Raw genomic sequence first — 23,400 nt, 5'->3', positions numbered from 1 at the left:
TCGTGGAGATGTCACTTATCAGCATAGATTTAAGAAAATTGGTTTTTCTGGAACGAGTTTCTCTGCTGGATTGCGCCACCTCTTTTGATGAGCTGCAATATGTATTTTTAGTTAAAAGGCAGAAGATTTTCGGCCTTTTAATGTATTAAAATTTATTTTGCTTCATCAATATGGTTATTTTTTGATATAAAAGATTACAATAGATGCTTTCTTTTATGCGATGAGAAATTTTTCTAAAATTTTTGATGTTAAGATATGAGGACAGATTTCATTGTGAATATGAAAAGTTTGAATGCTGAATGCTTTCGGCATAATCTTTCAAAAGAGACGATATAGGTGGTTGTTTTTGTCCATTTCTTTATTCATTTTTATAGATCATAAGTTTAGTCTTTATGAGTTTTATGCATTGTTTTGAATTTTGTTTTAGAACTTTATTCACGTTTATATCATTTAATACGCATATTATTTGTTTCTTTTTTAGGATGTTTACTTAAGAATTTTGGATAGATACTTATTTTTAGAGCAAAAAGAGGGAGTTTGAGGTCAAATTATAATAAAAGTAAAGTATGCTTTATCGTGTTGTTATGGTTGTTGTTTTGTAAGTGATAGGTGGCAGAGAAATTTCGATAAGATACAGGATATTATTTTCATTGCGGTCATGCGCGGATATCACCATTCTTTTTTCAGCATTCAATATTTGCGCAGATTTTAGCACTCGAGAATGTTCATAAGAAGTAATTTACCTTTTTTCAAAAGTCCTTCTTTGCATGCCAGCTTCGTTTGTGATGGACAAGGGGTTAATTGATTAAATATAAACAGGTTTGAAATGAAAGAAATTTATAATATTTAGTTTTTATTCAATATCTAAAATGATGAATGAGCATTCTGAATTATTGCATGAAATTTTCCTAAATCAATATCACGCGTCTTATTAAACTGAAGATGCTGATAAACAACCTGAATCTGCGGAGCAAAAACAACACCTTTATACCCTGTTGCAAACGTTCTGCCACTCGTTAAAGAACCGCTAAACTGTTTACCCTTGGCAATAGCTTTACCCCGTGCTCGTGTCAAAACATCACCTTTAAAAAGGCCATACGATAACACCCCATCCATATAAAAACCGGTATCATGCTGCAAACTTCCATAAGCCCCAACAGACCATTTATTAAATGCGCTTTTTTTGCTTTGTTCAACATCCTGAGGGTGTAGAGAAAGATTTCCATAGTTCCCCAAAACTCCAAAGAATGTACGACCATATAAACTCTCAATCTCGTTTAACAAAACACCTGCTTGAAATGCATTATAATCGAGCTCAGCACCATAACCATATTCAAAAGCAGATAAATTGGAAGCATAATGATGACTCCCCCCATAAGCACGCAGAAAAAAGGCTGTCTTTTTATTATCTTTCCCAAAGGAATGAAAAGCATTCCGCATTGTCTCTAACGTCTTATTTTGCGTGGTCATATCCACTAAACCAGCATGAAATAAGGCATTTGGCAAAAGAAGATAAGTTGGAACCTGTGGAACAACCGCTCTAATTTGGAGATTAGACGAGGAATCCAAAGGGTCAGAAGACCCAGAAGGCTTTGGTTTAACATGGGAAAGAAGCAGAAGGAATAGAATCCGGAGATGAAGGAGATACCGGAACAGAGGGCGGTAATAGAAGTTCCATGAAATGATTATTAGATAGAATTTTCTAGGCAAGAAACTAAAGTGTGGAAGGCTGCTCGTAGGAAACTTTGCTCTTTGGAGGGGGAAATCAAAAAATTTTTTATTTAGGAAAATAGTGTTGAATTCCCTTCTTCTGATCGTAAGAATAAATCGTTGTTTCAATGATGATATCAGCTATTTTTTGCCGAATTTTTAAGAAAAATGCTTTTGTGGAAGTATGTAGCCTATATAGATGTTTATAGGGAGATGGGGGGCGGTCTTGAGAGTGATGTTTTTATTCTTGTATGGGGGTAGCAATGTTAAAAGGTCAAAAAACATGTTTAAGGTATTTTCTTGTCTAAAGGGGGGAGGAAAGGAAGAGGGAAGATTTAATGATTACGAAGATTTTAGGAGATTTTTGGGGGGAGATTAGGGAGATAGGATTTCTGAGAGCTCTGGAGATGCAAGGGGATAAGATTTCTGGAGGATTGTGTGGGCATTCTTTATCGGCGATGATTGCGCTTTTGGGTGCTTAATTTAATCAGTGATCTTGATTATACCACATTCACCATTTTCGCTACCGAAGGAGAGGTTTTGCCCTGCTTGATCCCAATTAAGTGCTGAGATAGCACTTTTCCCATAACCTTTTAGAAGGACTTCTTTTCCATCATGGAATTGTGCCGCTAAAATCATTCCATCATTGAAGCCTATTGCTACAATTTCTTTGTTTGGGTGGCATGAAACGGTGCTAACAAGTGCATTTGCTCGTGTGCCTAGTTCTAGAGGTGTTTTTCCCATGGGGCCATCTTTTGTATGAAAGGGCCAAACAATTGCGGCAGAGGCACCTGATGTTGCTAGCCATTTTCCTTTTGCACTCCAAGACCAGCTTTTGACTTTGCTTGGGTAGCCACTCATGCGGAGGTGCTGATTATCAGTGAGACGCCAGCCGTGTAAGGCGTTTTCTTGCATGGTGGAAATGACATAGCGGTTGTCTGGTGAAAAGGTGACACCACAATGAGCTCCTTTCCATACTAATGTGGTGGGAGATATTTGCGTTGATAACCAATGAAGAGTCACACCATTGTAATGGGCAACGGCAAGTCGCAAACCTTTGGGGGCAAAAGCAAGGCCTTCTACACTGCGTTCATGTGTGAGCTCTTGTCGTTCTTTTCCAATATGCGCAAATGCGAGGCGTGAGGAGGAAAAAGCAAAAGCTTTTTGTGGACCAAAAGCAACGTTGTTTATCCATTTGCGTTCTTTTTGGCTTAACACTTCCGTGTGATCTGCTGCGGTTGTTTGACAGACTTTTCCATCTTCTCCACCGGTGATGATCGCGGTATTGTCATGGGAAAAATGGCTTGAAATTATTCCTTGGTGAACTTCAACGATTTGTGGGGTTGGATTAAAAAAAACAATGAGACCTTCTACGGAAACAAAGGCTGGTTTATTGCCTATAAAACCGCAGGAAAGGCAGTAACTTTTGAGATCATAATGGGTAATGTTTGGCATTATCACTCACTTATGCGCAATTTTCAAAACCAGTTTTTAATTTTTCAGCATCAAGAGAGCGTCCTATAAAGACAAGGCGGCTTTCTCGTTTTTCATCTTCACGCCATGGGCGTTGATGTTGTCCTTCAAGAAGCATATGTATCCCTTGAATGACGTAACGATCATCGTCTCCTTGAAAGGCGATAATGCCTTTAAGACGCAAGATATCAGGCCCTTGTTGCTGTGTAACCTGCTGGATCCAAGGGAAAAACTTTTCTGGTTGCAGAGCATCTGTTTTTAAACTTACAGAAGTGATGGTAATATCATGAATGGTGGATGCGTGATGATGGTCATGATCATGATTACAATCGGGACCACATACATGATCTGCGTGATGATGCTCAAGAAAATGGGGATCATTATCTAAAGTGCGTTGGAGATCAAAGGAACTACGATCGAGGAGTTTATCAACAGGGATGTTAACGCGCTCTGTTGCGTAAATTATGGCTCTGGGATTAATGGCCAGAATAAGGGATTCAGCATGGCTGCGTTCTTGTTGGGTGACAAGATCAATCTTATTTAAAAGAATAATATCCGCGAAGGCAATTTGGTCTTCAGCTTCACGACTTGTTTTCAGTTGAGAGGGAAAATGCTTTGCATCAACGACCGCTATGACACTGTCGAGAGCTGTTTTTTCATGGATAGTATCATCCATGAAAAAGGTCTGTGCTACGGGAACGGGATCAGCAAGCCCTGTCGTTTCTATAATGATCGCATCAAATCGATAAGAACGTTGCATCAGACTTTCTAGAATGCGAATGAGATCACCACGTACGGTGCAGCAAATACAGCCATTATTCATTTCATAAATTTCTTCGTCTGATTCAATGATCAGGTCATTATCAATACCAATTTCACCAAATTCATTGACAATGACGGCATAACGTTTGCCATGATTTTCACTGAGAATGCGGTTGAGAAGGGTGGTTTTTCCAGCACCAAGATAGCCTGTGAGAACCGTAACGGGAAGTTTTTTGGGGTGTATCGTTTCCATGGAGAGACCTTTTATTGTTCTTTATTGCCATGTGTTTATGTTAAATCGATTGATATCATCAAGTAAATCACGAAGCTGAGACAGAACATGAGAAAAGATTGCTTCACCGGCTTGTGGTGTTGCTTTGCTTGCATTTCCTGCCGCACCTTGCGTATTTAGATCTTTCATTGTCCAACCAAAGGCATGAGGACCATAAGCGCGTAAATACCGATAATTGGCAATCATATCCGCTTGTTTATTATGAAAATTTTCTGCCTTTTCCATATGGACTTTTTCTGGTGCTAAATAGAGCATGAGAGAGGTTTCGATAAAGCCTCCATGGATATCAAGATGTTGTTGAGATGGCTCCATGAGACCTTGTGGTAAACCAAAACGGCTCCAGCTTGTTGCTACAGCGAGCATGGAAAGGCGCTTTCGTAATTCGGTGATAACAATGCTCATTAAAGGTGAATTTCCTCCGTGAGCATTGAGAAGAAGAAGACGGTTGATCCCTTTGTGATAACAGTTTTCACCAATCTTTATCCATCGCTTAATCGCATCAGAAAAGGTAAGGGTTTGCGTGCCTGTAACATCCATATGTTCTATAGAATAGCCAATCTTTTCAACCGGTAAAAGTGCGATATGAAACTGCTCTTTTGTTTGTAAAGTGAGGGCTTTTGCAAAAGCTTCAGCAATAATCCAGTCGGTTTCGAAAGGAAGGTGCTCTCCGTGATATTCATGTGCACCCAAAGGTAAAAGAGCGAGAAAAGGTGGGTTAGATACCATAAATTAATGCCCAAAAGAGAAGTCAAAAGAGACAAAGTGATCAAAGGTGCTGTCACTATTTAATCTATCTATAAGAGAAACGCAAATAGGCGTCTTTTTACATCACATATGGATGCATAAAAATGAGAGCTTTGTTAAAAATAGAGAAGCTTTTATTGAGCAAAGCCACCGCAATTTTTCTGTAATATTAGGCAATCTTTCTCAAGATAGTTGTCTTTTATAATTATTTCTGATGTATATTCTCATTTTTAATAATTATATATTCATATATATTAAATATGTAATTTTTTCTGTAAATTACATATTATTCTTTTATTATGGAGCGAGGATGATCAAAGTATTTCTACTATTGCAATAGTACAGACTTTTGTTGCAATCAGGAAATCTATTCAATTATCTGTATATTACAAAAGAATAGAAATATTTGTTGATTTATTTTACTTTGGATAGTGTCTTAACAGATTTTAGTGTTCATGAGAAAAAATAAATATAAAGGGAAGAATTCACGTAAGATAAATTTGTAATCTCATAGAGCAGTTTATAAGATGATTCAGTAAGAAACACCGTTGGATACATAATAAACAGAACGCCATTGTGTTGCACATTGACGCTTTTGTTTTAAAGAAACATTTCTCAAGGTATCCAAGCCTATTTTGCAACGGCGCCCGTGAATAGTATAACGATAAAGCCTTATAATATAAAATCTATTGTGTTCCACCATATTTACACTTTTAAAGTAAAAATGGGTATCATCATTCACTTTGCTAGTTTTCAATACTGTGTTAACAGCGCTTGTTAGTTAAAATACCTCATAAGTGATATTTTCCTTTCTTCAAGTGTGTTTACACACACACACCGATCTCGTTTGTGATTTGCAAGTGAAGAAATTTGATTGATTCAATATAAACAGAGTTAAAATTAAGAGAGTTTTATAATCGTCAGCTTTCTCATTCAACATGCAAAACAATAAATTATTATTATAGATTAATATTTTGCGATTAAAGTGATCGGTTGATGAATTTATCATTCAATATCAGTTTTCATGGCGTTATTTTTTCAATGTGCTTACTTAAGTTGGTATTTTAAAAATGCAATTTTTTAGTAAGTTTCTCTATTCCTTTTCTTTCAAGAATTTGATTAATTCTTTATTATTATTATTTATTTTGCACAAATTGAAGACAGTTATGTGAATATTGCTAAAAATTTCGTTCAAAGAGAATTATTTGTTACTAATATAGAGTAAATATAATTACTTAAAATATAAATATGGTTGTGATCTACAATATTGACGAAAAATATGGAATAACTTTTATGAAAATTAAGAAAGAAAGTTTTTTCAGTATTTTGGGGATCATCTCAGTTTTCATGACTCTCTTTTTATCTGGTTTTAGGTAGTTTGTTGGTGTTCTAGTATTGCTTATAATTTTTTTGTAAATCTGATAGATTTACTTATTTCATGCGTTTGTTTTATTAGGTTTGAAAGTCAATATTTTGTGTTCTTTATGCTGTATGGGATAAAGGGGGCTGAATTACCTTTTTTAAGATGCTAGCAGTATTTTTTTCTTTTTATATATCAGTAAAAGTTGAGAATCATTTTATTAACGTCTCTTCCATTTGAAAATAGAGATCTTAATTGTTTTTTTACACTTTATACCTGTTTTATAGAAAAATAGTACACTATTTAAATTTGTTTTATTAGGATAGATTTGTTTTAGATCAAGTTTTTATTTGATACCAATTTCATTTTTATATTTATTGAAATAATAGACAATCATATATCATTATATTGGCAGTTTTAAATTTTATAGTTCTTTAAAATTAATTACATTTTAAATTATTTATAAAAGCTCTATTATATAATTTTTTAAATGAATTTGTTTCGTAATATTTCTTATAATAAGAAATTTAATAAATTATTATTATTTTTAATTATAGCAATAAAAATGACAAAATATTACTGTTGGTATCTTGAGTTATTATGGCGTAAAAGGAATAAATTATTTTTATCATTTATTGTTTTTTATCTTTACATGTAATACATAATGTGTTATATTATAATAACAAAATTACATATAATATTTTATTATGTGCAATTATATAAATGATTAAATATAATTTTTGGTTTTTATATATGTGAATATTCTTTCATTTTTTCAGTGAAGAAAAAGAGGAGCAAAGAAAGCTATGTTTAAAATATTTAAAAATCGTGTATGTTCATTTACTTTTACACTATTTATTCTTTTTTTTATACAAACTATAGAGGGAAATGCAAGTTTTGTAAAAAATAAAGTTCAAGAGAGAATGGCAATTACTATTCCTACACTAGAAAAAAATGTAGCTATTAAAGCTGTGGATAGAGTTGTTATTCAAGGCGTTGAGGAACAAGATGTTATTGCGTTAGGGAAACCTGAAAAAGCTGCTGCCTTTTCAGGTTCAGCCTTTTGGGGGGGAATAAGTATTTTATCACTTCTTGCTTCTTTATGTATTGGGGATGTATTAGGTACTGTTGTAACTCTTTTTGCAATATTTAGTACACTTTAGTAGGAAGCTCATCGACAGAGTCGAGGATTTTTTTGTTCACTTCATTATTTTTAAAAAATAAATATTTTATTATTTATACTATACTAGATAATAAAATCACTAATCTTAATACTAAATGTAGCTTTTATTAACATTATTAAAGTTCAAGATCCTACATTTATGTTGTTTTTTACAAATTAGCGTAACCTGATTTTTTTTTTACAGTTTATGATTATTTTCTAGTAATAAGGCTAGTATACTTACTATCTTTATCAGTCTTTTAATATTGTCTACCTTTTCTCATATGAAGATTATTCGTCAAAGGTATATTTTATCCTTTTTAAATTTTTTTATCTTTCATAAGGGGATAAAATAAAAAATATCCCTATATCCATGGCTCTCATGCAATAAGAAAAATGAGAAATTATTATTTATCATTTTAAATTTGTTTATGTTAAATCCATCAGAAGTATTTTTTACGTATAACAAGTTGCGTTCGTGTATGGATAAAATTATTAAAAAAAAGACTAAAAATTCTTCTCATGAATTATCTCTAAGGTTCAAGGACTGTTGTAGTATTGGAAAATAAATGATGGTGCTGGTTTGTATCTTCATAGAGTAAAGATAGTGATACACAATGAATCTTATGCCATCTCATGGGGTGGTTTATACTGTCGCATTTACGGGACATATTGTGAGAGCGAAGTGGGGATGTGCGTCGTTGGAAAATGCTTTTATTAAAACAGAAGCCTGAATTTTTGATACAAGTGTATTCTGGGTTGTTCTGTTGTGTAAGGGAAAGATGCTGTTAAGTAAGGTAATTCAGGAGTACTTATAGCTTAGCGGAAGAAGGGCAATGAAGTAAAAGGTCTTGTTTAGCACGAAGACGTGCAATCCATTGATCTTCACGAATAGCAGTATTATGCACTGTAATGAGTTCATTTTTTTTAATTTCAGCGGTTACTGTTGCTTTTTCCAAAAGACCACAAGGAATGGCGTGGTGAGCGCGTGCTTCTGCAATGTTCATTATCCAAGCACGATAAGTATAAAGACCGATAAAGTCTAGCTGATCACCTGGATGTAAATCTTTTTTAGCAACAGCACAGACTTCTACTACGGGATGGCTAAGAGGAACCATATCTTTTTTGCCATAAAGCATAATACGTGCGCAGGTGAGGGGAACTTCCATTGCTGTTAAATGATAGGGGCGATGAAAGGTGAAGTAAGGCCCCTGACCAATTTTTAAATCTTCCATACGTTCGCGTAAACGCGGGTGTGCTATTTCGGCAATGACAAAGACACCAGGTGAAACACCTGGACCTATTGAATAATCTACAACACCATATTGTTGTAAAATGCCCCCATCTTGTTTTGGAATAAGCACTTTGTTTAAATCTTGTAGCGCTGCTCGTGGTCCATGCATTCCTGGGCAATCGGGGAGAAGTCCGGTGGCATTGGCAATGGCTGCCATTTCAACCATCGTTTTGGAACCATCAATAAATTCAACCAACATGCGCACATTCATATTACGCCGGAATGCTTCTTCTTCGTAAGCGTCAGGTGTAGCATCAAAGCGCAGAGGATTATTTTTTCCTTTACCCGCTGCAACAATCTTATGTCCAAGGGCTGAAACAAATTCTATGAGTTCCATACAAGAAGTAGGTTCATCGCCGGCACCAAGTGTATAAATGAGCCCTCGTTTTTCTGCTTCATGTTTGAGATAAGCGCCAATTGTAACATCTGCTTCAACATTCATCATGACAAGATGTTTGTTATTCTCAAGCGCTTTGATACCAATCTCTGCTCCTGCTTCGGGATAGCCTGTTGCATCAACGATAATATCAATTTGTTCATGGCGCAAAACAAGGTTAATATCATCTGTTGCTGCAATTAAATTTTTTTCAATACTTTGGGTGAGAGCATAAGTATTTTCAACTTCACAGACATGTCCATCTTCGCCATAGGCTAGTGTAGCGGCATCAAAAATACGTGACGGTGTCCTCGTGGCTACAGCAGCGACTGTTATACCATCCATATGCGCAATACTTGATAATAAATCTGTGCCCATTTCACCACAACCAATCAGTCCAATACGGATGGGGGGATGGTTTTCTGCACGTTGTTTCAAATCATGCGCTAAACCTGTTAGGTTCACATTGCTTGCCATTCTTTTTTCCTATTTGAAAACTACTCTGCTAAAGAACTTTTCTCATTCATAAGGTGCATTTGTTTTTAAGACAATTAATCTTTTATTCTTGATGCTCTAATCAATGGATTTTATAAAAGCAAGAGGGGTGGTTTCTTTTATCAAATAAAATAGGAATAGCGTTATGCAGCAAAAAATAACAGTACAAGATGTCACCAGTTTTATTGGGAAAGAAGTGGGATTATCGGAGTGGCGTCTTGTTACACAGGATATGATTAATCAGTTTGCATGTGCTACAGATGATCATCAATGGATACACGTTGATGAGGAAAAGGCTAAAAAGACACCTTTTGGCGGCACGATTGCTCATGGTTTTTTAACATTATCGCTTTTGTCTACGCTCGCTTATGAAGCTCTTCCAGAGTTAGAAGGGAGCACAATGGGGATTAATTATGGTTTCGATAAAGTACGCTTCATGAGTCCTGTGAAAACAGGGGTACGGATACGTGCGCGTTTTGTGTTAGACGACGCAGAAATTCGTCCTTCTGGTCGAGTGGTTTTCCATTATGGGGTTACGGTGGAAATTGAAAAGTTAAAAAAACCAGCTCTTACAGCTCAATGGCTTATTGTTGCTGTTGTGGAAGAAAAACCTTCCAATATCTAGATTATTTGAGTGCTTTATTTTATAAAATTTTTATACAATTCTATTAGAAGTTTCTTCAATGATGATATTGAGAATAATCTATAGGATAATAGATATGGTGGAGCTATCATAGCGTTGATAGCCATAGCAGGTTGCTATCTTTCCTAGATCGTTTTGAAGAGGAGTTTCCTAATGAAGATAGTGCATTGCTTCACGCTTTTGTTTATAGCGTTCTTTAATGGGATCATACCCATCACGTAAAACAGAACGCTTCAAATGGAATATACTTGCGTTGCCAATTCACGGGCTTATTTTAAAGCAACATCTCTCAACGTTCGTCACGCCCATTTCGCAATGGCGCCTGTGAATAGTATAACGATAAAGCCATTGAGCACCCCTATCTTTATGCTTGTGAAGAAGAAAGCTGGCACCATCATATTATATGCTAGCCGCCAATGTTAAGACAGGTCTTGGCGCTTGAGATAATTCATAAGAGGCATGCCTTTCTTTCTTGTATAGTTTTACTCACACGGCTCTTCCCGCTTGTAACGTGTAAGCGAGAGGTTTTGGTTGATTCTATATGGAATAAATTGGGAATGAGAGGATCTTACGGTATTCAGAGTTCTCGTTCAATATGAATAACGCCATATTATCATTATAAATTCAATGTGTTATCTACGGTTTGGAGAGGTTGTGGTCAATGTCTTAATTTAAAGAGAGTCTCACATACTGTGAGATCTCTTATTTTATCCCCTTTTATATTCTTTTATATTAAAGCCATTAAAACTATTTTCTTTCATGTTACAAACGGATGGGGAGAGATAAAAACTGTTTAAGAAAAAAGTTTCTAATCTCTTATGAGTGTTTTCGATAGGCAAGGGTTGGTGCACTTGGAAAGTGGCAAAGGGGATGATGGTATTGGCATGTGAAATTCTAAGTCTTTTAATGTTTTGTTTTATCAAGTTTTTGTACGATTTTATCAGAAGTCCATTGGGTTGTAATATTAAGCACGATCAAAAGGATGATGACGATGGTCATGATGAAGGTATTGTAGCGTTGGTAGCCATAGCGGATTGCCATATCCCCTAAACCGCCTCCACCAAGATATCCAGCAAGTGAGGTGGCTCCTATAAGAGAAATGACCATGACTGTAAAACCTGTAATCAGGCTAGGGAGAGCTTCAGGAATAAGAACATGTCTGATAATTTGAAGACGACTTGCACCCATCGAGCGGATCGCTTCAATGAGACCGTTTTCAACGGTTTTAAAAGAGAGTTCCGCCATGCGTGCATAAAAAGGGATAGCTGAAATGGTCAGTATAAAAATTACAGCAGGCATTCCTATCCCTCTTCCTACAACGATACGCGTAACGGGAAGAAGATAAAATGCAAGAATGATAAAGGGAATGGCACGAATACTGTCAATGATCATGCTTAAAGGGCGATTGATGAGAGATGAGGAAAAAATCCCTCCGCGTGCTGTTGTGTGAAGAAGAAGACCAAGGGGAAGCCCTATAATAAATGCCATAACAGAAGCACTAAGTGTCATCAATATTGTATCAATAACAGCTTGGGGAAGTTCATGAGACAGAACATTAAACATAGCCTAAGACCTCACAATATCGTCCTTTTTTCGTTAACCATTGAACAGCTTTTTCTAAAGCTTCTTTATCTTCTCCAGGAAGAGCCAAGAAGAGTCTCCCGATGGTTTCATCTTGAACTGTATCAATGCCACCATGCAAAATACGTGCTTTTAAACCACTCTCATTTTCTAGAAGATGAAGAAAAGGCTGCTGGGCAATTTCACCGGCAATATTAATTTCAATGACAGCTTCTCGTCCGATTGGTTTGAGATTTTTCGAAAATTTTTCAGGAAGTTGCGGGGTTACAAGCTTGAGCATGGCTATGGTTGTATCGTCTTGCGGTGATGTAAAGATGTCTTTCACACGTCCTTCTTCTACAATGTTTCCCTGATTAAGAACAACAACGCGATGCGCTATGGTGCGCACAACTTCCATTTCATGGGTGATGAGCACAATCGTGAGATTGAGGTGTTTATTAATATCAGCAAGGAGCTCTAGAATAGATTGTGTTGTTTCAGGGTCAAGAGCAGAGGTGGCTTCATCTGATAACAATATTTTAGGATTAGCAGCGAGCGCACGAGCAATGCCAACGCGTTGTTTTTGTCCCCCGGACAATTGTGCCGGATAGCAATATTCTTTCCCAGATAACCCAACCAATTCAATCAGTTCAAGGGCACGTTTGTGGCGTTGTTTTTTACTTACACCACTTAATTTAAGTGGCAATGCAATGTTATCAAGAATATTCTGCGATGAGAGAAGATTGAAATGTTGAAAAATCATCCCAATTCGTTGACGGTAAGGCGCCCATTCTATCTCTGATAGATTAGAAATATCAACATCTTCAAAAAAAATGGACCCTGCATCAATCTTCTCTAACCCATTTAAACAGCGAATAAGTGTTGATTTTCCTGCTCCACTGCGCCCAATAATGCCAAGGATTTCACCAGCATGGATATTTAAAGAGAGATTATTAATCACCGGAACACCAGCCGTTTTGTTAAAACAACGGCTGATGTTTTTTAAGGAGATAAGAGTAGGTTTTTCCATTCACAATTACTCGGATATTTGGCACAATTACCAAGATGTTTGGGCGGTATTGCCAAAAATCTCTTTGATTTTTGCACGGATAAGATCGTTGTTGTAAGCGGCAACTAATTTTTTAACCCATGGTTCATCTTTTTCGCTCGTGCGTACAACGATGATATTATCATAAGGATTATTTTTTGCGCTCTCCCATGCGACTACATCTTTTTCGAAGTTTAATCCGGAAACAATAGCCCAGTTTGTGTTTATAATTGCAAGGTCAAAATCGTCAATAGCTCGTCCTAACATACCGGCATCGAGTTCACGAATTTGCAGGTTTTTAGGATTTTCGATAATATCAAGTGGAGATGCAAGAATATTATGAGGATCTTTTAACTTAATGAGACCTAAAGAATTAAGAAGAAGTAAGGCTCTTCCACCATTAGATGGGTCGTTCGGAATACCAACATGTGCACCATCACGAAGATCTTTTAAGTCTTTTATTTTGTGTGAGTAAACACCGATTGGAGCAATAAATGTATAGCCGACAATTGAAAGTTTATAGCCACGTTGTTTCATTTGTTCATTAAGATAAGGGGCGTGCTGAAAAGCATTCGCATCGATCTCTCCTGCGTTAACAGCATCATTAGGCAAAGCGTAATCAGAAAAATAAACGAGTTCAATATCTAAACCGGCTTTTTTAGCCTGTTCAGCAGCAGTTTTCCAAATAATAGCATCCCGCCCTTCCATAATACCAAGTTTGATTTTTGATTTATCTGCGGCCATGGAAAAAGCAGTAGACAAAAAAAGTGCAAAGAGAGAGAGGAATAATCCTATAATCCGACTACGAGAAAAAATTTTTAATGTCATATGCTTTTAACTTTCTTTTTCGAGAATTTTTTTGAGGGAAGTTTCAATATACTCTGTATTTTTTAGGCAGATTTAAAGTTATACAAGCTTTAGAGAATATTCAATCACTTTTATTTTTAAAAGAGTATTATTTTTCCTTCTATTTTATTTGTTTTGGGGGCTGATCATCATTTGTTCATAGAAATTCTCTGAAATTCAAATAATTAATTCTTTTATTGCAATCATTTGTTGAGGGAACCAATGCCCCTTTAAAAACTTCTGTAAGGGACAATTGGTTGAAGAACCGGACAATCAGATGATGCTTTAGCCGTAAATTCATGAAGAACATACTGCGCAATCAAGATCAAAAGGCCGTGTTCGTGTAGGCGATAAAGAGAAATTTTGTTGCAATGTTGTGGGGGATTGGGGGGAATAAAGGTTGCTGATCATTGGATTTAAACGCGGCAAATTTTTGCAAAGGCGAATTTTTGCCCTTCATACGTTTTAAGAGAGGAAGAAAAATAATGTTAAGAAAGAAATTTTTATCAACAATGATGACTTTATGGGCTTTAGGAGCGTCAGGGGTGGCTGTGACTGCTTTTCACGCACAAGCTGGAACCATTACAGGAACAGTTGCTCGTGTTGCATCAGGTCAGGTATCTTTACGCACAGGCCCTGCGACAGCTTATAAAGTTATCGCAATGGTTCCAATGGGAGCAAAAGTGCAAATTTATGGCTGCCTATCCAATAAAACTTGGTGTTCTCTTGGTTATCATGGAAAAGTTGGTTGGGCATCTGCACGTTACGTCAATGTTAACAATGTTCCTACCATTGCTTTTAAAAAGATGCCAGCAAAATCAAAATCCATGGTAAAATCGCCAAAAGAAAAAGTAAAACAGGCTGTTTCCGACTTTAAAGCTCTTCCGGCGATTCAAAAAACACGGAAAAATATGCAAAAACTATACAGAACAGATATGATTATCGATTCTACAGGTGTTAAAAAAAGAGATGAACGAACAATTTTAAATCCGTCGCAAAAAGCACAAGGCGTTTCTGTAAAGCACGTGAGTGCTTATAATCCCTCCTTTCCTGATAATGTCAATTACAAAAATTTTGAACGTAATGAAACGCGTTACCGTGTCGTGACTTATCCTGCTCGATAAGGGTAAAGTTAATTTTACAACCGGAATGACAAAAAGGATCAGCAGCATGAAGCAAACAATGCTTATGCTGCTGATCCTATTGTACCGTAAAATGTCATTAAGGCGGCAATGCTTAACTTAAGGTGGCGAGGCATTCAAGGATATTCAAAGTAAAATTTGACAATACCTTGGATTACAGTTCTTTAGGATGGTGATATGAACCTTCAGCTGGGGAAGGTTATACTGAAGAGAAGCCGGACTTTTGACAGACCGGCTAGGGGTTCTTTGTCCTTTCGGACAGGGCGTTAATTTTCGGACTTAGGCTTTATCAAATTACGAAAAATGAGCAATTCAGCAATTTGAACGGCATTCAATGCTGCTCCTTTTCTTAAATTATCGGCGACAACCCAGAAAGCTAAACCATTTTCAACGGTGATATCTTCACGAACACGGCTAATAAAGGTATCATCTTCTCCGGTACCTTCATAAGGTGTGGTATAACCACCATCTTCGTGTTTATCGATAAGCTGACAGCCTGGTGCATCGCGGAGGAGCGCTTGTGCTTCAGATGCGCTTAGTGGTTTTTCAAATTCAACATGGACGGCTTCGGCATGACCGATAAAGACAGGGACCCGAACAGCAGTGGCTGTTAATTTAATTTTCGGATCGAGAATTTTCTTCGTCTCAACCGTCATTTTCCATTCTTCTTTTGTATAACCATCTTCCATGAAAACATCGATATGAGGAATGACATTAAAGGCAATGCGTTTAGTGAATTTTTTTGATGTAATTGGGTCTGCAACAAAAACTGCACGTGATTGTTCGAAAAGTTCGTCCATTCCTTCTTTACCAGCTCCAGAAACAGACTGATATGTAGAGACAACAACACGTTTAATGATTGCAGCATCATGGAGAGGTTTTAAAGCTAAGACCAGTTGAATTGTTGAACAATTAGGATTTGCTATAATATTACGCTTAGAAAAGGCATTTATAGCTTCGCCATTGACTTCAGGGACTATCAACGGAACATTGGCATCATAGCGCCACGTGGAGGAATTATCGATGACGACACAGCCGGCAGCAGCAATTTTAGGGGCGTATTCTTTGGAAATGCTCCCTCCCGCAGACATAAGACAAAAATCTGTGTCAGAAAAATCGTAAGTATCCAGTGCTTTTACTTTTAAAGTTTTATCTCCATAAGAAACTTCTTGTCCTAATGAGCGTCGTGATGCTAGAGGGACGATTTCATGTGCAGGAAAACCACGTTCTTCTAAAATTGTAAGCATTTCACGACCAACATTTCCGGTTGCGCCGACAATTGCAACTTTATAACTCATTTTCTATATACTCCTCATGTCTCTCCACGTTTATTCCCCGTGCTATACTCAGGAGAGAGTGAGTTGGTCAAGGAACATCATTAAATTATATTTTTGATTTTCAACAACTCAATTTTGTGCACACCAATCATCATCATTAGCACAATAAATTGTTTTATTTCAAATAATACGTCTCTTTTAATCTTTCAGAATTGAAAAAATTGAATATTTTACGCTAAGCTATTATCTCTTTAGAAAACACTTTAATTAAGTGAATTCCTTATCTTCTGTCAATGTGTACCTTCACACTTTTGAATTTTTTAAAGATGGTATTACGTATCGCGTTGGTGGAATCTTTTTATACTTTATCTGTTAATTGTTGAATTATTTGATTTTCTCCCTATGCCTTTAAAAGCGAAGCTTTCTATTACAGTCTGTAAACAGCTAGATTCTAGCGGCTTCTCATTTTTCACTTAAACTAAAGGCTCAACAAGCAGGCCTAAAAATATTTAAAAAGATATTGGGCATCTAAAAAACATTTGAATGTTTCAAGGAGGTATGCGTGCTTCATATCCTCATACCTTAAATGATAGAATTTATGGCACAACAGGATAAACTTAAGTATCCATATATAGATAAATTCTTATGAAAGTTATACATATAGTTTTTCGTGTCTATTTTTAATTTATATTTCTTATTTTTACTTTAATCCTGTTATGCTATAAAATATCATTATTTGGAGTATGATGGTATATGATCTTTAAGCTTTCTCGATATATTTAAGTGTTTTTTAGTGTGTGGGAATATTCTTAGGCTTGTTTGGCAAGCCTTTTTTAAGTGACTTATATGAGTGGAAAGTCAGCCGTTGAACACTCCCATATTTACGTTTAATAAAAGAGCAAGTTAGCACCATCATCCATTTTTTCAGCACACAATGTCGTTACAGCTCTTGGTTTGTGAGACGATTCAATAAGAGGTATGCCTTTTTGTACGTTTTTACTCACACGCCAACTTTGCTTGTAATGTGCCAACAGTGATTTTGATTGATTCAATATAGAACACGTTTGAAATGAAAGAATTTTACGATATTCGGAACACTTATTCAATATCAATAACGTTAGATTATCATTATAAATCAATGCACTATTTCTAAGTTAAACTCGTTAGAATTCGGATTATTTACAAATCAGATTAGATTAAGCATTTTCATTCTCATGAAGTGTGGGGAGACAGTCACAATTCTTGTCAATATTATTAAGGACTTTGATTATCTTTGCAATGAACTTATGAAAATAAGGGGTTATTTTTTTCATCAGAAATCAACTGCAAAATTGCTCTTTGTTTTTTGCGGGTCAGTATTCTGAAATTTTTTAAAAGTAAATATTCTGCTTTGCTTGCTATTCTGTCATCACAATGATAGAGGTTCTCTTCTTTTTTTGCGCCATCAGCATAAAAGAAGGAAACGGGAACATCTAATATATGAGCAATTTCCTGTAAACGTCTTGCACTTACGCGATTTAAGCCTTTTTCATACTTTTGGATTTGTTGGAATGTTACGCCTAAATGACTTCCTAATTGTTTTTGAGAAAACCCCATGACGTTTCTTCTGAAGCGAATTTTTTTGCCTAAAGAAATATCGTAAAAATGTAGATTTTTGGCTTTCACTTGATGTCCCCACCGGTTGCGAGCGCCCTCGCATTGGTATTCCGGAGTCTGGCAACATATTGATTTATAATAATAAATCATCCTTTTCAACTTGAATCATAACTCCGAATATAGTAAGATTTTCTCATCACAAACCCTCTCAGATTGAATCAATTAATATCACTTGCTTGCACGTCAAAAGCGGGGCTGGTGTGTGGGTAAAAATTGTACAAGAAAGGAGTAAAAATGGTTCTTATGAATCGTCTTAATGCAAGGGCTGTCGCAACATTGGGGGCTGGCAAATATAATGATGGTGCCGGCTTGCTTCTCCATAAGCGTAAAGATGGTGGTGCTCAATGGCTTTATCGTTATACCATTCATGGTCGGCGCCGCGAAATGGGCTTGGGTGCGTTGCGAAATGTTTCTTTAAAAAAAGCCCGTGAATTAGCAAATCAATGGCGTTCTGTTTTGCATGAGGGGCGTGATCCCATTAAAGAACGTGACAAACAAAAGCGTGAGGCAATAAGTAATCTCCATTATTTAAAAGACATTGCCTTAGATGCTTTTGAAAGTCGTAAAGCTGAATTAAAAGGAGATGGCAAGGCTGGGAATTGGTTTCTACCTTTACAACTTTATACTCTCCCCAAATTAGGCTGTATTCCTATTTCAGAAATTACACAAACAGAGATACGCAATGTTCTTGCTCCCATCTGGCATGCAAAAGCTGCAACCGCAGAGAAAGCAATAAATCGTCTTAATATTTGTCTCAAACATGCTGCTGCTTTGGGGCTGGATGTTGATTTACAAGCAACGATAAAAGCACGGGCTCTCTTAGGGAAACAACGCCATAAAGCACAAAATTTACCAGCAATGGACTGGAAAGATGTTCCTGCCTTTATCAGTCACTCTGCAAAACAACAACAATGACACAACTGGCTTTGCGTTTGCTTATTCTTACAGGCGTTCGTACACGTCCTTTGCGCTATATGCATAAAGATCAGATTGATGGGGATATATGGACCATTCCTGCTGAAAGTATGAAAGGACGACGCGATGCTACAGAAGAATTCCGCGTTCCTTTATCATCAGAAGCACTAAAAGTGATTAAACAAGCACGCCTTTTATCTCGTAATGGGTTTCTTTTTTCTGCAACCGGTCGTGGTCCCCTTGCACAGAACAGCATGTTACAATACATGAAAAAAACAGGACTTGAAGCCTGTCCGCATGGTTTTCGCTCTAGTTTACGTGATTGGCTCGCAGAAACAACCAATGCCCCTTATGAGGTCGCTGAAACCATTCTAGGTCATACGGTTGGGGGAAAAGTGGAGCGTGCCTATCGTCGCACAGACTATTTAGAACAGCGTCGTATTTTTATGGATAGATGGGCTTCTTATGTTACTGATCAAAACAATAAAAGTTGTGGATAGCTCTATGTCTCCATTTTCCTTATTTTATCCATAACAGATAATACAATCACAAATTATTGCTTCTCTTGATAAAAAATCACAAGATATTGTTTTTTTTGCTGGAAAAGTTTGCTACGAATTGCTATTTATATATAGTTAATAAACAGTGATTCTATCATTTAATATAAAGGGGATTCCATGATTCCAAACGGACCACTCCTCACAGTACGTGAGAGTGCAAAACTACTTAATATAAGCGTTTCAACACTTTGGCGGCGGGTCGCTGATGGCTCGGTACCAAAGCCTTTAAAGATTGGTTCCTTAGCGCGCTGGTTACAATCTGACCTTTGCGATGTAATCGAAAAGGCAAAAAACCAACGTGGCAACGACGCCGCCTAAAGAAAACTTCGCCTTATAGGACAGACAAAGTATTTCGACTTTCGCAAATCCCGAAATAACAGAATCTGTCCTGTAATGCAAGTAGCAGGAAGGGATTTTATGCATTTTACAAATGCTACAACAAGCGATGCTTATGCATTGCATACAACAGCTCAAAAAATTACTTGTGCATTACGTGGAGTTTGGCATGGGCGTTATGGAACAGCCCGTTGCCCTGCTCATGATGATAGGCTGCCTAGCTTATCCCTTGCCAATGGACATGATGGGCGTCTTTTACTCACTTGTTATGCTGGCTGCTCTTTTAGAGAGATCATACAAGCGCTTATTAGAATTGGCTTGCTTGGAAAACAAGCCTTTTTTGATAAAGCTTATGATCAGACGCTCTCTTTCTCCAAACAGTTTTGTGCTGATCTCAAACGAGCAAAACAGAAAGCAGAGAGAGCAAAAGCAATTTGGCAACAAAGCCAACCAATCAAAAATACTTTAGCAGAAACCTATTTACGTATGCGGGGTATTACATGTGATTTGCCTCCCGATTTACGTTTTCACGACAAATGTTCGCACCCTTCTGGGGTTACACTGCCCGCGTTGGTTGCTCTTGTTAAGGGCGCTGGCTCTTTCGCCATTCATAGAACCTTTTTACAAGCCAATGGCTGCAAAACAGATCAAAGACCAGTAAAAGCCATGTTGGGATCTGTAATGGGTGGTGGGGTGCATTTAAGCCAAGAAAATCCCAAACATCTGGTTATTTGTGAAGGCATTGAAACGGGGCTGTCTCTGCTGTCTGGGTTGTTATCAGAGCCCGTTGATTTATGGGCTTCTCTTTCAACCAGTGGCATGATGCGTGTGAATTTACCCCCTACAAAAGCCCGTCTCACCATTGCAATGGACGGTGATGATGCGGGTCGTAAAGCAGGTTTTAACCTCGCTGCGCGTGCTTATAGCCAAGGCTTTGAGGTCTTTATGATGCAAGCTCCAAAAGGAACTGATTTTAATAACGTATTACTTTCTTAAAAGAGGGAAACTATGAAAAATAGTAATTTACAAAACAATAATGAAAATACTCCCGTCAATGATAACGATAATGTCTCTTTAAACGAAAATACTTGTTTAAAAGCCATTTCTTATGAACAAGCCTTGCAACAAAATGGTTGGGGGCAATTAAAATCGATTGCTACGGCTCTCTTACCCGTCGAGCCTTTTAGCTTATTACAGTTGCCAATGCCATTAATGGACTATATTTATGAGGTTGCCGATCTTCAACAATCTTCTATCGATTTTATTGCTATCTCTGCTTTATGTGGTTTGGCTGCTGTCATTGGAAATGGCGTGCGTATCGCTCCAAAACAACATGATAATAATTGGAAAATTGTTCCTAATCTCTGGGGGGGTCTTGTGGGGCAACCTTCAACACTCAAAACACCTACCATGCAAGCCGCTTTAACTCCTCTCTATGCCTTTCAAGAGGAATGGCATCAAGAATGGTTAAAGAAGAAAGAACAGCAAGAAAAGAAAGATATTCTTAGTGAATTAGATAAACGAGAAAAGAAAAAACAAGCCTATAAAGCACTCAAAGATCAAGATGAAGAACAAGCCCTTGCCCTTCTTTCGCAATCTATTGAACACAAAGAAAGTGATGATAATACTCTTGATAAACGACGTCTTATTGTCAACGATGTGACTGTCGAAAAGCTTGGGGAACTCTTAAAAGAAAACCCCCGTGGTCTCTTGATGGTACGAGATGAATTGGCTGGTTTTTTAGCTAATATGGAAAGAAAGGAATACCAAACAGATCGTGCCTTTTATCTAACAGCTTTTAATGGCAATACGTCATACACCTATGACCGTATTGAACGTGGAACCATTCATATTCCCAATGCAACCATTTCCATTATTGGGGGCATTCAACCTTCACGCCTTATTCCCCTTATTCAAGCAATACACCGTGGGATAAACGATGACGGTTTATTGCAACGCTTTCAAATGATTGTATGGCCCGATGACAATAAAGAGTGGCAAGTGATTGATAGACCGCCTAATCAAGAGGGGTGGCAAAAATATGAAGGGGTTTTTCGTTCTTTTCGTGATAAACGCTTAGGGTCTCCCGAACAGCCCCTGATCATGCGTTTTTCTGTTGAAGCACAAGTGAAGTTTTATGAATGGTTAGAGCATCTTCATAAAGAGGCAAAAGGAGGTAGTTACTCAGAAAGCTTACAATCGCATCTTTTAAAAATGCCAAAGATCATAGCAAGCCTTGCGTTGATTTTTGAACTTCTTGACGGTGGTCGTTTAGAAATTGGACTCTATGCCATCACAACAGCGTTGCGTTGGACAAGTTATCTGTTAAGTCATGCCAAAAGACTTTATGCGGCGGGGGATACATTAACAGCAGAGCGTGCAAAATTAATTGTTGAACGCTGTGATTGTTTACCCGATGTTTTTACAGCAAGGGATGTTTATAAACGTGATTGGAAATATTTAACAGACAATCAAACCGTTAAGCAAGCTTTAGAGCTTTTATGTCGTTGTAACTATATTCGTGAATTTCCTATAGAGGGAAATGAATTAGGTCGGCGTCCTGATAGACGGTATGAATGGCATCCTTTGGTTAAAAACAACAGCATAAAACAATAAAGAAATCTCTTTTGAAGTCTTTAAGACAACCACGCAAAACTCTTTTTATGGCATTCTCATCAAGGAACTTTTTTCCAAAAGTAAATGATCTGAGTGACCTTATCAGAAGAGTTTTGTCAGTCTTGTCAGTTCTTTTTAGAACCTATATTTTTTTTAAATGAGAGAAAATTAAAATCATTATATTTCAATAATTTAAGTTTTATCAATTTTTCAAAAAACAACCTATATCAAAATACAACCTGTAAATTCAACTAATGCTCTATGTTTTGTAGGGTTTTTTTGGGGGGTAGAAACCTTCAAAACCTATAAGTAATATAAGAAAATGAATATACATAACCCTCTTTAAATAAAGCTTCTGATAACAATAAAGCTATCATTTTAGATTACGGTTTAATCTTTTAAAGGCAATGTAAAAGAAGCGTATTCACTTTAAGATAGGATTTCTTAAAAGTCTTAAAGCAATTCAAAGTAGAGTATTTAAAAGTGTAAGTTTCTTCTTTTTAGAATAATGCATATAAACACTCCTTTTAAAGATTGTATCTAATCAACTTAACAAGAGAGGTATAGATTATGGTTATAAGATTCTATACCCCTTTGTGAGTTTAGCAAGCCAAGTCTATTCAGTTTCTCTAATTTCTAATTTTGGTAAGTTCTTAACAATTTTCATTGTCTCTAAACTTATGGTAATAACTCTAGAGGGTAGGCAGGGGTGCCAATGGTTTCAACAGCATAACGATTGGCATCATTAACAATGCCACTCTTTTTATCAGTCTTAACACATTGACGCCCCATAACCCATTCAAGAGCGGGTTTACCATTAACGATATACTCACAAGCGTCAAGAGGGATATCTGTTATTGTGATATTGTTATTATAAATAACAGTGGTTTTATCTTTCTCTTTACCTGTTTTTGCGAATTTCATTTCAGTCACGTAATAGAATTTTTCTGGATTAGAGATCTCTGTAACTTTTGGATTACCTTTTTTAAAGGTTACGGGATAAGGTTTTACAGTTTCATAATTCACGTGCAAATGATCCAGTTCACGCCCTTTTACAACAGGGCTCCGTTTTCATATGAGAGGGTTAATTCTTATCAAAAGAATTAAAACGAAGCTTATTAAATCCATTTTGA

Annotated in this window: 16 protein-coding genes and 4 pseudogenes; 8 read left to right on the top strand and 12 right to left on the bottom strand. The window is 36.8% G+C overall.

The genetic code is table 11. The features are described from left to right. Positions 1 to 897: 897 nt before the first annotated feature. A pseudogene (locus ACFIMK_RS03380) lies at positions 898 to 1,660 on the bottom strand (autotransporter outer membrane beta-barrel domain-containing protein); the annotation flags it as partial. A 388-nt stretch (positions 1,661 to 2,048) separates the two neighbouring features. On the opposite strand from ACFIMK_RS03380, the gene ACFIMK_RS03375 reads away from it, so the two are divergent. Beyond that, on the top strand, positions 2,049 to 2,192 hold the full coding sequence (locus ACFIMK_RS03375) for a hypothetical protein (RefSeq protein ID WP_375612281.1): 144 nt from the start codon (positions 2,049 to 2,051) through the stop codon (positions 2,190 to 2,192). Position 2,193: 1 nt separating this feature from the next. Here ACFIMK_RS03375 and ACFIMK_RS03370 read toward each other — a convergent pair whose 3' ends face one another. Genes ACFIMK_RS03370 through ACFIMK_RS03360 form a run of 3 tightly spaced genes read right to left on the bottom strand, consistent with a single transcriptional unit; the run spans position 2,194 to position 4,963 of the window. Continuing rightward, positions 2,194 to 3,165 (bottom strand): WD40 repeat domain-containing protein, encoded by a 972-nt coding sequence (locus ACFIMK_RS03370; protein WP_375612282.1) that lies wholly within the window; start codon positions 3,163 to 3,165, stop codon positions 2,194 to 2,196. A 10-nt stretch (positions 3,166 to 3,175) separates the two neighbouring features. Continuing rightward, positions 3,176 to 4,198 (bottom strand): CobW family GTP-binding protein, encoded by a 1,023-nt coding sequence (locus ACFIMK_RS03365; RefSeq protein WP_375682981.1) that lies wholly within the window; start codon positions 4,196 to 4,198, stop codon positions 3,176 to 3,178. A gap of 21 nt (positions 4,199 to 4,219) precedes the next feature. Further along, the gene (locus tag ACFIMK_RS03360; RefSeq protein WP_375621597.1) at positions 4,220 to 4,963 is read right to left on the bottom strand and encodes a creatininase family protein; all 744 of its coding nucleotides are present in this window, start codon (positions 4,961 to 4,963) and stop codon (positions 4,220 to 4,222) included. Between the two features lie 2,184 nt (positions 4,964 to 7,147). On the opposite strand from ACFIMK_RS03360, the gene ACFIMK_RS03355 reads away from it, so the two are divergent. Then, positions 7,148 to 7,504, top strand: a complete 357-nt coding sequence (locus ACFIMK_RS03355; protein ID WP_375612285.1) for a hypothetical protein — start codon at positions 7,148 to 7,150, stop codon at positions 7,502 to 7,504. 811 nt (positions 7,505 to 8,315) lie between these two features. Here the strand turns inward: ACFIMK_RS03355 and ACFIMK_RS03350 are convergent. Continuing rightward, positions 8,316 to 9,650, bottom strand: coding sequence for an NAD(P)H-dependent oxidoreductase (locus tag ACFIMK_RS03350; RefSeq protein WP_375682980.1), 1,335 nt, complete (start codon positions 9,648 to 9,650; stop codon positions 8,316 to 8,318). Positions 9,651 to 9,813: 163 nt separating this feature from the next. Here ACFIMK_RS03350 and ACFIMK_RS03345 point away from each other — a divergent pair, with 163 nt between their 5' ends. Next, positions 9,814 to 10,293 carry a MaoC family dehydratase gene (locus ACFIMK_RS03345; RefSeq protein ID WP_375612287.1) on the top strand — a complete coding sequence of 160 codons (480 nt, stop codon included), beginning with the start codon at positions 9,814 to 9,816 and terminating at the stop codon, positions 10,291 to 10,293. 171 nt (positions 10,294 to 10,464) lie between these two features. Here ACFIMK_RS03345 and ACFIMK_RS03340 read toward each other — a convergent pair. The 4 genes and pseudogenes from ACFIMK_RS03340 to ACFIMK_RS03325 all read right to left on the bottom strand — a co-directional run. Continuing rightward, positions 10,465 to 10,641 (bottom strand): annotated as a pseudogene (locus tag ACFIMK_RS03340) (integrase); the annotation flags it as partial. A 573-nt stretch (positions 10,642 to 11,214) separates the two neighbouring features. Next, the gene (locus ACFIMK_RS03335) at positions 11,215 to 11,874 is read right to left on the bottom strand and encodes a methionine ABC transporter permease (protein WP_375609233.1); all 660 of its coding nucleotides are present in this window, start codon (positions 11,872 to 11,874) and stop codon (positions 11,215 to 11,217) included. After that, positions 11,867 to 12,901 carry a methionine ABC transporter ATP-binding protein gene (locus tag ACFIMK_RS03330; RefSeq protein WP_375682535.1) on the bottom strand — a complete coding sequence of 345 codons (1,035 nt, stop codon included), beginning with the start codon at positions 12,899 to 12,901 and terminating at the stop codon, positions 11,867 to 11,869. The genes ACFIMK_RS03335 and ACFIMK_RS03330 overlap by 8 nt, the downstream gene beginning before the upstream one ends. A gap of 27 nt (positions 12,902 to 12,928) precedes the next feature. Next, positions 12,929 to 13,747: a MetQ/NlpA family ABC transporter substrate-binding protein gene (locus tag ACFIMK_RS03325; protein WP_375612289.1), complete on the bottom strand. Its 819-nt coding sequence runs from the start codon at positions 13,745 to 13,747 to the stop codon at positions 12,929 to 12,931. Positions 13,748 to 14,250: 503 nt separating this feature from the next. Here ACFIMK_RS03325 and ACFIMK_RS03320 point away from each other — a divergent pair. Then, a complete protein-coding gene (locus ACFIMK_RS03320) occupies positions 14,251 to 14,889 on the top strand; it encodes an SH3 domain-containing protein (RefSeq protein WP_375638766.1) in 639 nt (212 codons plus the stop codon). 284 nt (positions 14,890 to 15,173) lie between these two features. On the opposite strand, the gene ACFIMK_RS03315 is transcribed toward ACFIMK_RS03320, so the two are convergent. Further along, positions 15,174 to 16,205 carry an aspartate-semialdehyde dehydrogenase gene (locus tag ACFIMK_RS03315; RefSeq protein ID WP_375682979.1) on the bottom strand — a complete coding sequence of 344 codons (1,032 nt, stop codon included), beginning with the start codon at positions 16,203 to 16,205 and terminating at the stop codon, positions 15,174 to 15,176. A 1,263-nt stretch (positions 16,206 to 17,468) separates the two neighbouring features. After that, positions 17,469 to 17,849 carry a helix-turn-helix domain-containing protein gene (locus ACFIMK_RS03310; protein ID WP_375612292.1) on the bottom strand — a complete coding sequence of 127 codons (381 nt, stop codon included), beginning with the start codon at positions 17,847 to 17,849 and terminating at the stop codon, positions 17,469 to 17,471. A 225-nt stretch (positions 17,850 to 18,074) separates the two neighbouring features. Between ACFIMK_RS03310 and ACFIMK_RS03305 the strand changes: the two are divergent. From ACFIMK_RS03305 to ACFIMK_RS03290, 4 genes and pseudogenes are all read left to right on the top strand, one after another. Further along, positions 18,075 to 19,255: pseudogene (locus ACFIMK_RS03305) on the top strand (tyrosine-type recombinase/integrase). A gap of 177 nt (positions 19,256 to 19,432) precedes the next feature. Further along, positions 19,433 to 19,633 carry an AlpA family transcriptional regulator gene (locus tag ACFIMK_RS03300; RefSeq protein ID WP_015856773.1) on the top strand — a complete coding sequence of 67 codons (201 nt, stop codon included), beginning with the start codon at positions 19,433 to 19,435 and terminating at the stop codon, positions 19,631 to 19,633. A gap of 99 nt (positions 19,634 to 19,732) precedes the next feature. Next, the gene (locus tag ACFIMK_RS03295; RefSeq protein WP_375638771.1) at positions 19,733 to 20,647 is read left to right on the top strand and encodes a toprim domain-containing protein; all 915 of its coding nucleotides are present in this window, start codon (positions 19,733 to 19,735) and stop codon (positions 20,645 to 20,647) included. Between the two features lie 12 nt (positions 20,648 to 20,659). Beyond that, the gene (locus tag ACFIMK_RS03290) at positions 20,660 to 22,267 is read left to right on the top strand and encodes a YfjI family protein (protein ID WP_375685069.1); all 1,608 of its coding nucleotides are present in this window, start codon (positions 20,660 to 20,662) and stop codon (positions 22,265 to 22,267) included. 616 nt (positions 22,268 to 22,883) lie between these two features. Here ACFIMK_RS03290 and ACFIMK_RS03285 read toward each other — a convergent pair. After that, positions 22,884 to 23,326: pseudogene (locus ACFIMK_RS03285) on the bottom strand (type ISP restriction/modification enzyme); the annotation flags it as partial. Positions 23,327 to 23,400 lie beyond the last annotated feature (74 nt).

It is taken from the genome of Bartonella sp. AP280QHHD (assembly GCF_042196125.1).
Taxonomy (GTDB): Bacteria; Pseudomonadota; Alphaproteobacteria; order Rhizobiales; family Rhizobiaceae; genus Bartonella.
This window is presented reverse-complemented; position numbering and strand designations above follow the sequence as displayed.